We start from the raw sequence: 12770 nt of genomic DNA on the forward strand, positions 1-12770 counted from the left end.
GTTGACCTGCACCGTGCGGGCTTCGGTTGAATTAGTCTTTAAAAGTAGTGGTGCCGGTATACGCCGTCAAAAGCAGCCTTTTTCGAGACAGCATCTCTTGAAGAGTTTGCCGGAACCGCAGAGGCAGAATTTATTTTGCCCCAACTTTTCCTCAAACTGTTTCTCGCCGTGAATGATCCGTATGCCACGCTTCACGTGTGTTTCGGACAAGTAGCCCTTGCGACGTTTACTCATCGTCTCGAAAAAAATATCTGTACGTCAAATTGTTCATAGTGCAGCTGTCGCATGGCGCACTTGCTCCTTTGTTTTGGTGATGCCCCAATTGACACCCCTTCGCAATAAAAGTTCGCCTCGTCAGTGTGGGGCGGAGCGAATCGTGAAACGAACCGTTGGGGCAGATTTGGTGTCAGAGGCATGGTAACCTGTTGTCTCGGCAATCGTTGTGACTCTTGGCTTTGCCGACAACAGATTAGGTTTCTGCAACATGGATGAAGTGCCCACGTGCTCCTGACGATCACCACAACTCAACATCCTGCGGCCGATCTGGGGTATTTGCTGCATAAGCACCCGGATCGGTTGCAGAGCTTCGATCTCAGCTTCGGAAAGGCGCATGTCTTCTATCCCGAGGTGTCGCAGGATCGTTGTACGGCTTGCCTGTTGCTGGATGTTGATCCTGTGGGGATGGTGCGGGGCAAGAACCGCAATCAGAATTTTCTGCTGGGGCATTACGTCAACGACCGGCCCTATGTCGCCTCGTCGTTCATGAGCGTGGCAATCTCGCAGGTGTTCGGTTCGGCGCTGGGCGGGCGTTGCAAAGATCGGCCTGAGTTGGTGACGACGCCGATCCCTTTGTCTGCTCGGATCGATGTGCTTCCCGTGCGGGGCGGTGAAGATTTCGTGCAACGGCTGTTCGAGCCGTTGGGCTATACCGTCGAAGCGACACGTCATCCCCTGGACGAGCAGTTTCCCCAGTGGGGTGAAAGCCCGTACTTTTCAGTGACGAACACTGGCGTGAAAACGCTGGCAGAACTGTTGTCTCATCTGTACGTGCTGATTCCCGTCTTCGATAACAACAAGCACTACTACGTCGGCAACGAAGAATTGGAGAAGTTACTCGCCAAAGGAGCGGACTGGTTGGCCGGGCATCCCGAGAAAGAGCAGATCACCCGGCGTTATTTGAAGCATCAGTCCGGCTTGTTTCAAGAAGCCATGTCTCGTCTCATCGAAGAGGAGGATAGCGAGACAGTCGATACCGATAGCCCCAACGGGGGTGACGAAGACGTCATGGAAAGGCCGCTCAGCCTCAACGTACAACGACTCGGTGCGGTGTTGGCGGTGTTACGAAGCAGCGGTGCCAGAACGGTGCTGGACCTAGGTTGCGGCGAAGGGAAGTTGCTGCGTGAATTGATTAAGGATATTCAGTTCGATCAGATCGTGGGCCTGGACGTGTCGATGCGTTCGCTGGAAAAGGCCCAGCAGCGTCTCAGATTGGATCGACTCCCCCAGCGGCAAGCGGAGCGGCTGACGTTGATGCATGGCTCATTGATCTATCGTGACAAGCGATTGCATGACTTTGATGCTGCGGCGTTGGTGGAGGTGATCGAACACCTTGATCCGCCGAGATTGGCGGCACTGGAACGAACCGTTTTTGAGTTCGCTCGCCCGGGCACCATCGTGCTGACCACGCCGAATCGGGAATACAACGTGATGTGGGAGTCGTTGCCCGCCGGGAAGTTCCGGCATGCGGATCACCGGTTTGAGTGGACCCGGCAGGAGTTTCAGGCCTGGGCGAACACAGTAGCTGAGCGATACGGCTACACGGTGCGATTTTTGCCGGTGGGGCCGGACGATGATATTGTCGGATCGCCGACGCAAATGGGGGTATTTGAACTTGAATAAACGTGTCCATCACCACTCAAACCTCATATTCTCTGTCGGCACGCAAGTCGTGGCGCTGCGGGATCTCATCGGGGCCAACGGTCGCATCCTGCATCCTCGTGGGTCGGTCGGCGTGGTAGTGCGTCCGCCTCGGGATTTAGAACATTCGTACCGGGTCAAGTTCCTGGACGGCGTCGAAGAGTCACTCAAGTCAGGGGAGTTGACACCATTGGCGAAGTTCAAGGAGGGGGAGATTGGTGATAGCAATGTCACCGTTGAGCGGAGCAATCTGTTTGAGCGAGTGATTTTTCGTTGTGTGATCGGTTCCCGGGCTTACGGTTTGGACGATGAGCAGTCGGACATCGACTACCGGGGCTTTTACTTACCGCCTGCCGATCTCCAATGGTCGCTGTACGGCGTGCCGGAGCAACTCGAATGTGAGGAGACACAAGAGGCATACTGGGAGATTCAGAAGTTCTTGATCTTGGCTCTCAAGGCGAACCCCAATGTCCTGGAATGCCTCTACACTCCCCTGGTGGAGAAGGCAACCCCGCTGGCAGAGGAATTGCTCGACATGCGGTCGATTTTTCTCACCCGGCTGGTTTATCAGACCTACAACGGCTACGTGATGTCGCAATTCAAAAAGATGCAAGCCGACATCCGCAACCACGGAAAGGTGAAGTGGAAACACGTGATGCACCTGATCCGGCTGCTGATCTCCGGCATCAGCGTCCTGCGACACGGCTTCGTGCCGGTCAAGGTGGAGGAATACCGGGAGGAACTGCTGTCGATCAAACGTGGTGAGGTGGCCTGGGAGGAAACGGAAAAGTGGCGGCTCAGTTTGCATGCGGAGTTTGACAAGGCATTGGCTGAGACAAAATTACCGGACCGGCCTGATTACAGCAAGGCGAATGACTACCTCATCAAAGTCCGGCGAGAAGCGGCGCTAGAAGGTTGAAGGAGAAAGGCTGGAGGATGAAATCTGATTCGGGGGTTGTTGATTTGAAACGTCGGACGATGGCGTTTGCCGTACGTATTGTGAAATTGTACGGGGCATTGCCGAAGACCACGGCGGCACAAGTGATTAGCAAACAGTTGTTGCGGTCCGGGACATCGGTGGGTGCACACTACAGGGAGGGCATGCGAGCCCGCTCAGCGGCGGAGTTCATCAGTAAGATCGAAGGTGGTTTACAAGAGTTGGAAGAAACGGACTATTGGGTGGAATTACTGGTCGAAGCGGAAATTGTTCATCCCGATCGTCTGGCAGATCTCCGCAAAGAGATCAACGAACTCACCGCAATCCTTGTCACATGCGCCAAAAATGCAAAGCAAAAAGCAAAGTAGCAATGTCTAATTTCATCCTTCCCCCTTCATCATTCCGCCTTTCAGAGCACCCCTTCCCACTGCTGTTCGCAACGATCAGCGGAGCGCACCTGTACGGCTTCCCTTCGCCCGATTCGGATTTCGATCTGCGGGGGGCGCATCTGCTTCCGCTGGAGGACGTGATCGGCTTGAATCCCGGAAGGGAAACGGTCGAAAAATCCGGGATTCACGACGGTCTGGAAATCGATCTCGTCACGCACGACATCAAGAAGTTCATGGGGCTGCTTCTGAAGAAAAACGGGTACGTGCTGGAGCAGTTGCTCTCGCCGCTGGTGGTACACAGCACGCCGGAGCACGAAGAACTGAAAGCCATCGCTCCCCAGTGCATCACCAAACACCACGCCCACCATTACCTAGGCTTCGCCGCTACGCAGTGGAAGCTGTTTCAAAAGGAAGACCCGCCGAGGGTCAAGCCGCTGCTGTATGTGTATCGCGTCCTGCTGACCGGCATTCACCTGATGCGGACCGGCGAGGTGGAAGCTAATCTCGTTCGTTTGAATGAAACAGCGAAGCTTCCGTACATCCCGGAGTTGATCGAACGGAAGGTCAGCGGTACGGAAAAAGGCACGCTCGATCAGGCGGACCTGGCGTTTCATCAGCGGGAATTCGACCGTTTGTTGTGTGAACTCGAAACGGCACACGAAGAGAGCCGCTTGCCGGAGCGTCCGACTGCGGGTGTGGTGTTGAATGATTTGTTGGTGCGGATGCGGTTGAAGTCTTCAACATAGGAAAGAAACGGAGCCAGCCAATGTCTCGATTTAAACCCCGATTCGCAACCGCCGCAACTCCGAACGAGCGAATGGATGCGTTGTGTGAATTCATTGAGTACTGGCTTGGTCCTCGGATGGACGAGTACGGCGAACCCAATGAAGCTGTCAATGCATGCTCATTGCCCATGCCGCTGCGAATACTCTATCAATTTGCGGGACGATGGCCAGGATTCGACAAACGGCGAGAGTCAATTTGGGCCGTTGGTGCCTTTTCTTGTCAGGACTCCCTACGGTCGCTCAATAAACTGGAGGTGTCGGGGAAGAATCGAGTCAGGTTCATCGACGAGAATCAAGGATGCTGGGTTTGCTCAACGCAAACCGATGGGGATGACCCTCCAGTTTGGTGTGACGGCGATCTTTGGGATGAGGATGGCGAGCCACTCCAGGGAGAGAAAAAAGTCTGTGAATCATTGTCTAGGTTCCTGGTAACATTTGTACTTCAAGAAATTACAGTCGGCTCTCGATTGTGCCTAAGTGACAACGGCCTCAGTAAACGATTTGAGGAGACGAAAGACAAAGCCGTGGTGGTTTGGGAAAATGGACCCTACGTGTATGGCTCCGAGGCAAGCTTTTTCTTGTGGAATCACGTATTGGTAGCGAATCTCTGGGGAAGTCTTTGTTTTGGAGCAAACGATGACCGAGCGCTCAGATTTCTAAGGGAGAATCAAGGTGAGGTTTTCACGATAGGTCTGATGGCCGGGCTGCCGTGGCGACTCGACATCAGACAAGACGGGTCTGCTTATCTCAGGTACTTCGACTGGCCTGTTGAGGAGGAGGCAGAAGTGGGAGGTGGAACATTCGACTTTGGTTCCCTGTTGAAGCTGCTTACGGAAGAGATTTCTCCCGAGGGGCATTCAGCCAATAGCCCGGTGCTGTTCCTCCAGCGCCGAGGCCAGTCATATACCGAAGGGAATCATTTTCTGAATGAGAAAACAGTTTCTGAGCTTTTCGAGCAAGCTCTTAGAAACCTGGCTCCTTCCAACGATGAGTTGCCTCGATTTTACAGAGAACGATGGCCGTACTGATGATGCACATCAAAATCCCCAAACTCTCCCTCGTCGTCCTCGTCGGCCCCAGCGGCTCTGGCAAGAGTACGTTCGCACGCAAACACTTTCTGCCGACCGAAGTGCTCTCCTCCGATGCGTGCCGGGCGATGGTTAGTGATGATGAAAATGACCAGACCGTCACGCCGGACGCATTTGAGTTGCTCACGTACATTGCCGCTAAGCGGTTGGCGTTGGGGCGGCTGACGGTTGTGGATGCGACGAACGTGCAGCCCGAATCCCGCCAGCCGTGGGTGCAGTTGGCTCGCAAGTACCACTGCCTGCCGGTGGCGATCGTGCTGAACGTACCTGAGAAGTTGTGCCACGAGCGAAATCGAGGGCGTGAGGACCGCTCGTTCGGTCCGCACGTTGTACGGCAACAGCGTTCGCAACTTCGGCGGTCTTTGCGACGGCTGAAGCGAGAGGGCTTTCGGCATGTCTTTGTGTTGGAGAGCGTCGAAGAGGTCGAAGCGGCAACGGTGGAGCGGGTTGCGTTGTGGAACGACAAGCGGGATGAACACGGGCCGTTTGATATCATCGGCGATGTGCACGGCTGCGGTGACGAACTTGAACAATTGCTTGAACAATTGGGATACGTGAGGACAAGGCTGAAGGCTGAAGGAGGAGGGATGAAGGAAGCGGACGCCCTGTGGTTTCCGCCTTCATCCTTCAGCCGTCAGCCTTGCGTCTATGCTCATCCTGCAGGCCGCAAAGCCGTCTTTGTCGGAGACTTGGTGGACCGAGGACCACGTGTTCTCGATACCCTGCGAATCGTTCGTAACATGGTTGAGCACGGCAGCGGACTGTGCGTTCCCGGCAATCACGACGTGAAGTTGTTGCGGAAGCTGAACGGCAAGAACGTCCAACTCACGCACGGTTTGGCCAATTCCGTCGCCGAAATCGAGGCTCTGCCTGATGACACCCGTGATCCATTCAGCAAGGCCCTCGCCAAATTCATCGATGGTCTCGTGAGCCACTACGTCCTGGATGACGGCAAACTGGTCGTCGCCCATGCGGGGATGAAAGAAGAAATGCAGGGACGTGGTTCCGGCAAGGTTCGTGACTTCGCCTTGTACGGAGAAACCACGGGAGAGACCGACGAATTTGGTTTGCCTGTGCGCTACAATTGGGCTGCGGAGTATCGTGGTTCGGCGACGGTGGTCTATGGCCACACCCCCGTTCCCGAACCAGAGTGGCTCAATCGCACGATCAATGTCGATACCGGTTGCGTCTTCGGCGGCAAATTGACGGCACTCCGCTATCCTGAGATGGAGACTGTCTCCGTCCCGGCGAAGCACACCTACTGTGAACCGTCACGCCCATTTCTTGTTGAGGAAAAGGAAGCACCGGCACTGTCGGCTCAGCAACTTCATGACGACGTGCTGGATGCGGAAGACGTGCTCGGCAAGCGCATCATCTCTACCCGGCTGAGCCGCAATGTCACGATCCGTGAGGAGAACTCCACAGCTGCGCTGGAAGTCATGAGCCGTTTCGCCGCAAATCCAAAATGGCTGATCTACTTGCCGCCCACAATGTCGCCACCGGAAACGACCAGCGAGGAGGGATTGCTCGAACATCCCGCCGAAGCATTCCACTATTATCGCAGTCAAGGTGTTGCGAATGTCGTCTGCGAAGAAAAGCACATGGGATCGCGGGCTGTGGTCGTGGTCTGCCAAGACGCTGAAGCGGTCCAAGAGCGATTTGGAGTGACCGAGGGCGAGGCCGGTATGGTTTACACACGAACAGGCAGACGATTCTTTAACGACTTGGACCTGGAAGAACAATTCCTGGCACGCCTGCAAATCGCATTGACCAATGCTGGGTTTTGGGAGCAATTCAACACATCATGGGCCTGTTTCGATTGTGAATTGATGCCGTGGTCTGCCAAAGCGCAGGAACTATTGCGCACGCAGTACGCTGCAGTGGGAGCTGCGGGAAATGCCTCACTCCCCCAGGCTGTCGGAGTTCTTCAGCAAACAGCAGGGCGGTTGAATGATGGGCACAAGATCGAAGAGATCGTGACTTGTTATCGTCATCGCAGGGAAAACGTCGAGAATTTCATCACGGCTTACCGGCAATATTGTTGGACCGTTGATTCGTTGGATGATCTGAAACTGGCTCCGTTCCACCTGTTGGCAACGGAGGGTGGCGTTCATATCGACCAGAACCATATCTGGCATATGGAGACGCTGGAGAGAATTTGTGCGGAAGATCCTACGTTGATGTTAGCCACTAATTTCCATGTGGTTGATGTCACCGATTCGGACAGTCAAACTGAGGGGATCGATTGGTGGACCGGTCTGACTGCCGGCGGGGGTGAAGGTATGGTGATCAAACCATTGGAATGGGTCGTGCGCGGCAAAAAAGGGTTGGTGCAACCTGCCGTGAAATGCCGTGGCCCAGAATACCTGAGAATCATCTACGGAGCCGACTACACGGCGGACCAGCATCTGTCACGCCTGCGAAACCGCAGCTTGGGACGCAAGCGATCATTGGCTGTGCGAGAATTTGCTCTTGGAATTGAAGCCTTGGAACGATTTGTGCGGAGGGAACCATTGCGGCGAGTCCACGAATGTGTGTTTGGCGTACTGGCCTTGGAAAGCGAACCGGTCGACCCTAGGTTGTAGGATGACTGCTTATTGCGCTGCCCGATATTTACTGCTACCTCCAAATTTTTGCCCCGCCGATTTTCACAAATCGATTGACCGTTTTCGCTTCAGCGATCTGGTGTCCTCTAGTAATCACCGGGAATTGTTCCCTCATCCAATCGCATGGGCCGAGGTAACTGCATTATGAGGAGCCCGCCCAATGAAACGAACATTTTGTGCCTTGTCGATGCTGCTGTTAGCTGGCTGTGGCGACCAAAGCGAGCAACCTTTGATCCAGGGGCCGATACGTTTTCTTGAAGTTAAGACCGGAGAAAACAGACGTGAGGGTGGCGGTTGTTTTACAGATGCCAGATACGGGAGGTTGTACCGGGATTACTTGCTGGTAACTCGTAACCCCAGCACGGAAGACGAGTACACGGAAGTGATTCCTGCGAATCGTATCTGGAAAGTAGAATTCAATAAAAAAAGTGGGGTTAAGCCCACTCCCCCTGCGTCACAAACATCCACAGTCCCCTCCGCCGATTCCACTCATTGACCAGCATCCCCCTGACTGGCATTATTTATTTCGTTAGGGTTGCTTGCACTCCGCTGCTGGACGGGGGCAACGCCAGTTGCAATGCCGGTTTGCGGCATCATGATTCGCTCTGGCCGGTGATATTGCATCATCGCCAGCACGGCGTAGGGGGGAATTGTAGTGTCCTTCCAGTATTCACTGGGCAGCAGCACTCAAGTCGCGGAGCGGTCGGCCTTGGTGATGATCCAGAATTCCACGTCATCTTTGAGGTGATAGGTGGAGAAGATGCGACCGCCGTCGCTCAGGGCGTCTTCGTTGGTTTGCTTGTCCTCATCGCACAGATCGCCCCAATCCCCTGAGACGTGGCGATGAATGAACTCTGTGGGCGTTTGACCAGTCTTTTTAAAGGCATCCAATGCACCGGGGTGTCAACGATTTGTCCGAGAGGGAATTTGGAATTGGTCATCAGCGTCTCCTTTTGTTTGAATTGATTGACGCTGGTGTAGGTGGTGTCCCCTGGTTGATGGGAATGGAAACTAGGTGGAGATTCTGTCCGCAGCCCAGTGACCGGGAAGAGGGACAGGGATTGCGGGTGCTTGTAGAAACAGAAAATGATTGAGCGTCATCGGGAGCGGGTGGAGCGGGCTAAGCGAAGGCACCGGGGACTTTGAGCCAGTCGACCGACAAATAGGACTGCCTATGATGGCCTTTACGCTCCAAGTCGGTGTTGGAAAAATGGGCGGGACTGGTCGGGTTGTGCTTGTTTTGCGGGTTATGATGTGGCAGGATGGGACTTACGTGACTGTGTTGAATCGGTAACACTAACTATCCACACCGTAAGAACCACTCGTTCAACCCTCTGCTTTTGCCAGGAAAATGGAATGAAAATCGTCGCTGTGCTGACCGCTACCATTGCTCTTTACGCTTCTCATGCCCAGGCAGCGATGATTTACCAAAACGATTTCGAGGGAACTGTTGGAAGTGAGTGGTCCAACACATCCACATCGGTAACCCCCATCGGTGGTCGGACCTTTCTCGGAGAGTTCACCACTGAAACAGTATCGCTGTCGCTAACGGGACTTGCTCCACACACGGTAACAACGATTGAATTTGATCTTTTCATTCTGAAGTCCTGGGACGGAAGTCAAGTCAATCATACTGGAGGGAACCAAGGTGTTGTTGGTCCCGATTCATTTCAATTTGGAGTGGACGGTGTGACCCTGTTAGATGAAACATTTCAGAATCCATTCTACACTTTCACGCAATCTTATCCTGACGGTGGAAGCAATCCACCACTCACTGGAGCCGAAGAACATAACACCCTTGGTTACTATGGAACTGGAACAAACCAAAGGTTAGAGGGAGATTCGGTCTACCATTTGGAATTCACAATCTTTCACTCGGCGAACGACATTAAACTCGACTTCTCGGCGTTTTTGCAGGATGAGGCAAACAATGGCGATGACCCGAGTCCTGCTCGGCATCGGCGGCTTGGCCCTGGTCGGATACGGCTGGCGACGTAAACGGCAACAAGCTGCGTGACGATCAACCTCCAAACAATTTCAAACCGTTGGCGTGTAAGCGTCGGCGGTTTTTTTGTTGGTGTGTTTGAATTGCATTGCGATGTCCTCACTCCCCCGTCTCTTCCCGATAACGTGAAAGGCAACGGTAAAAACTCGCTCGGCTCTTCCCTGTTTTCTGACGCCAGTACGTCTGTTGTTCGTTCACGTCATCTGGATGTTTCGCCATCGCCTCCCGCAAACAACGAACGTCATGAGCCTTGGTGCCCTGGCATGCTCTCCAAAAACTGATCCAGATGTTATGAGAATCTAATAGCCCGATGTTGGGCAAGGAGATTCTCTGATGAAGAAGACACGGCGGCGGCATTCGCCGGAGCAGATTGTTAAGAAGTTGCGTGATGCGGAAGTCATGCTCAGCAGTGGGAAGAGCATGGTAGAGGTAGACGGCAAAGCCTATGACCTAATAAACGGAACCACGATTCTATTTAAAAATCGAGATGGCAAAGTCGAGGTTAAACAAATCACTAGCTTGCCGAGTAGTTTCAGTTTTGATCAAGCATCGCTAATAAAATACGCTCACGAAAAACAAGAAGTTGTCGATTTCTACAGCGACGAGCAACCATCTGAGGGTCAGTTGAACGAGACCCCAAAGGATTAGGCAACCCGTTGCATCCCAAACGCCTCTCCAGGCGGCCTGACATGCTAATCAATCGATTCTAAGGGGCGTTGGGAGTCCCCAGTAATTTGTCATCAGTTTCGTATCACCGCCACCACAATTCTCTTCGTCTGCAATTTTTCCAATGGTGAAAAAGCAGCACGATGAAAATAGGATATTTGATCGCTAACTACGTCTAGTTCCGCGAGTCTTCCTTGGATAGAATACGGCAGGATAACTTGTCTTTAGGACGAGTTGCTGGCCAAAGCCTTTCTGAATCAACGACGATGTGAGTTAGTCCATGATCTGGCAATGGATCTTCATCTTGGGTGGTGCGTCGGTTCTCTTTTTTTGATCACAGCCGCCGAGAGAGCACGTTTACGCAAATTGCTTGATCGACCGTGTGCCGGTATCCATTGGCATCGCCGGTTTCCAACAGTCAAGCATGACGACATCCGTGAATTTCTCGCCTTATTCACTGAGGCGTTTGCCTTCGATTCCATTCATCGAAGCAAGTTCTCCCCCGACGATCAGCCCATGGCGTTGTATGAGGCTCGGTACATCCCACATCTGTCGATGGACGACCATTTTGAGTTCGAGTCTCTCGATGAAGTGCTGGATTCCCGTTATGGGATCGATTTGTCATCCGTGTGGCACCAAGACATAACCCTAGGCGAACTCTTTGCCCTGACGCAACTTACAAGTACGCCCCGAGCCACCAAACTCTCTTAGGGACGCTCATTTGTGCCAATGCCTTGGCTGGCGTTATTCCGCTGGTGGTGTCCATATGATGCGGCAATCAGGTAGAGCTTTTTGGAGTTTATCGATTCCGGCTTGAGTGACTCGAGTGTTGTCGAGGTCCAGAACTTCAAGGTTGGTCAATCCTTGGAGATGTTCAAGGCCAGCATCACTGACTTGGGTGTTTGAAAGTCTAAGATCATAAAGGTTGGTAAGCTCTCGGAAATGTTCCAACTCCACATCGCTGACATGAGTGGTTCCGAGCGAAAGTACGTATAGTTTGGTCAATCCTTGAAGATGCTTTAAGCCGGCATCACTGACTTGGGTGCCAGCTAAATCAACTGTAAGGACTCGCTCGAACGCTCCCAAATACTCATCATCCACTGCATCAGGAATCCAGAAAGGACGAATGATTTGTGATTGCGTCTCTCCGCCAAGCATTCTAACCTCAGCAATGACTGTTTGATTGCGATGATACGGCAACCAGACCATCAACGCCCCACCGCTAATCAGCAACACCACGGCGATGAGCACCAGCGTGCCCGTGCGTGGTAGGCGGCTTTTGGGGGCAGAGTCAGTCATGATGTACGCTCATTTGTGTCAGTGGTTCGACGTTATTCGGATGATGGTGTCCACTCGATTTTGCAATCGGGTAAGGATTGTCGGAGTTTCTCGATTCCTGCTTGCGTTACTTGGGTGTCCCCTAGCGACAGATTTTTTAGGTGGGTCAACCCACGAAGATGCTCAAGCCCGGCATCACTGACTCGTGTGTTTGTGAGTCCCAGGGTCTTAAGGTTGGCAAGCCCTTGAAGGCTTTCAAGTCCTACATTGCTGACTTGAGTGCCGTTGAGAGATAGACCTCGAAGGTTGGAAAGCCCTCGAAGATACACAAGTCCCGCATCACTGACGTGGGTGTTGGTGAGTGACAGGATTTCGAGATCGGCAAGCCCTTCGAGATGCTCAAACTCTGCAGGACTGATTTGGGCACCGGTTAATCTAATTTGAGTAACTCTTCCGAATACACTCAAATATTCATCATCTACTGAATCCGGCATCCAACTGGGGGGAAAAACCTCGGTCACAACATCACCACCCAACCGCTCAATCACCGAGGTCGCCCGCTGCCCACGATGATATTTCCTATACGGTTGCCACACCATCAACACTCCATCGCCAATCAGCAACACCACGGCGATGAGCAATAGCGTGCTCGTGCGTGGCAGGCGGCTTTGGGGCGATTGTGATTCGGTCATGGCGAACGATCCTTTCCGCTCGGATTGTATCAGGGTCCAATCTAGGAGGGCAGAGGAATTGCGTGAGCAATACTTTTGCGGAGATAATGATCTGCAACGTTATTCGCCAAGAAGATCAAAGCCGGTCCTCTGGACACCGTGCCGCTGGATGAGAATCCGTATGCCGACTGGTCAGCCCACCTGTTCACGGTGGATCGCACCCAATACATCATTCTGTCAAACACGAAGTCGCTTTGTTCGTGCGTGATATTCGGTAAAGGAATCCCTGATCGGCTATCGCCCAAAGAACCCCCGTTCGATTCTGAACTGGCTTACCGTTTTGAATGCCGTACACGGGCAGGATGGACTTTGCATCTACGATGTTTCTCAGATCATGAATCAGCGATTGAATTCTGCTGACTTCGCCC

At 53.1% G+C, this 12770-nt stretch carries 14 protein-coding genes; 10 read left to right on the forward strand and 4 right to left on the reverse strand.

The window, feature by feature from the left end:
- Positions 1 to 66: 66 nt before the first annotated feature.
- A complete protein-coding gene (locus Mal52_RS14825; protein ID WP_145376976.1) occupies positions 67 to 234 on the reverse strand; it encodes an SEC-C metal-binding domain-containing protein in 168 nt (55 codons plus the stop codon).
- A 267-nt stretch (positions 235 to 501) separates the two neighbouring features.
- Here Mal52_RS14825 and Mal52_RS14830 point away from each other — a divergent pair, with 267 nt between their 5' ends.
- From Mal52_RS14830 to Mal52_RS14860, 7 genes are all read left to right on the forward strand, one after another.
- Positions 502 to 1899 (forward strand): 3' terminal RNA ribose 2'-O-methyltransferase Hen1, encoded by a 1398-nt coding sequence (locus Mal52_RS14830; RefSeq protein ID WP_145376977.1) that lies wholly within the window; start codon positions 502 to 504, stop codon positions 1897 to 1899.
- Positions 1892 to 2836 (forward strand): nucleotidyltransferase domain-containing protein, encoded by a 945-nt coding sequence (locus Mal52_RS14835; RefSeq protein WP_197534197.1) that lies wholly within the window; start codon positions 1892 to 1894, stop codon positions 2834 to 2836. The genes Mal52_RS14830 and Mal52_RS14835 overlap by 8 nt, the downstream gene beginning before the upstream one ends.
- 17 nt (positions 2837 to 2853) lie before the next feature.
- Positions 2854 to 3222, forward strand: a complete 369-nt coding sequence (locus tag Mal52_RS14840) for a four helix bundle protein (protein ID WP_145376979.1) — start codon at positions 2854 to 2856, stop codon at positions 3220 to 3222.
- A gap of 2 nt (positions 3223 to 3224) precedes the next feature.
- The gene (locus tag Mal52_RS14845) at positions 3225 to 3989 is read left to right on the forward strand and encodes a nucleotidyltransferase domain-containing protein (protein ID WP_145376980.1); all 765 of its coding nucleotides are present in this window, start codon (positions 3225 to 3227) and stop codon (positions 3987 to 3989) included.
- A 20-nt stretch (positions 3990 to 4009) separates the two neighbouring features.
- Positions 4010 to 5056, forward strand: coding sequence for a hypothetical protein (locus tag Mal52_RS14850; protein WP_145376981.1), 1047 nt, complete (start codon positions 4010 to 4012; stop codon positions 5054 to 5056).
- Between the two features lie 2 nt (positions 5057 to 5058).
- Entirely contained in the window at positions 5059 to 7701 is a 2643-nt protein-coding gene (locus Mal52_RS14855; RefSeq protein WP_145380659.1) for a polynucleotide kinase-phosphatase, read from the forward strand.
- Between the two features lie 181 nt (positions 7702 to 7882).
- Complete coding sequence (locus tag Mal52_RS14860) at positions 7883 to 8218, forward strand: hypothetical protein (protein ID WP_145376982.1); 336 nt, start codon at positions 7883 to 7885, stop codon at positions 8216 to 8218.
- Between the two features lie 191 nt (positions 8219 to 8409).
- Here Mal52_RS14860 and Mal52_RS14865 read toward each other — a convergent pair whose 3' ends face one another.
- Positions 8410 to 8613 (reverse strand): hypothetical protein, encoded by a 204-nt coding sequence (locus Mal52_RS14865; protein ID WP_231962357.1) that lies wholly within the window; start codon positions 8611 to 8613, stop codon positions 8410 to 8412.
- Between the two features lie 465 nt (positions 8614 to 9078).
- Between Mal52_RS14865 and Mal52_RS14870 the strand changes: the two genes are divergently transcribed.
- A complete protein-coding gene (locus Mal52_RS14870; protein WP_145376983.1) occupies positions 9079 to 9720 on the forward strand; it encodes a hypothetical protein in 642 nt (213 codons plus the stop codon).
- Between the two features lie 340 nt (positions 9721 to 10060).
- Positions 10061 to 10375 (forward strand): hypothetical protein, encoded by a 315-nt coding sequence (locus tag Mal52_RS14875; RefSeq protein WP_145376984.1) that lies wholly within the window; start codon positions 10061 to 10063, stop codon positions 10373 to 10375.
- Positions 10376 to 11137: 762 nt separating this feature from the next.
- Here Mal52_RS14875 and Mal52_RS14880 read toward each other — a convergent pair.
- Together Mal52_RS14880 and Mal52_RS14885 are read right to left on the reverse strand one after the other, a co-directional pair.
- Positions 11138 to 11692 (reverse strand): leucine-rich repeat domain-containing protein, encoded by a 555-nt coding sequence (locus Mal52_RS14880; protein ID WP_145376985.1) that lies wholly within the window; start codon positions 11690 to 11692, stop codon positions 11138 to 11140.
- 32 nt (positions 11693 to 11724) lie between these two features.
- Positions 11725 to 12363, reverse strand: coding sequence for a leucine-rich repeat domain-containing protein (locus Mal52_RS14885; protein ID WP_145376986.1), 639 nt, complete (start codon positions 12361 to 12363; stop codon positions 11725 to 11727).
- Between the two features lie 114 nt (positions 12364 to 12477).
- On the opposite strand from Mal52_RS14885, the gene Mal52_RS30540 reads away from it, so the two are divergent.
- Positions 12478 to 12762 (forward strand): DUF6933 domain-containing protein, encoded by a 285-nt coding sequence (locus Mal52_RS30540; RefSeq protein ID WP_420824954.1) that lies wholly within the window; start codon positions 12478 to 12480, stop codon positions 12760 to 12762.
- Positions 12763 to 12770: the final 8 nt, after the last annotated feature.

The sequence above is a fragment of the Symmachiella dynata genome, from assembly GCF_007747995.1.
Classification (GTDB): Bacteria; Planctomycetota; Planctomycetia; order Planctomycetales; family Planctomycetaceae; genus Symmachiella; species Symmachiella dynata.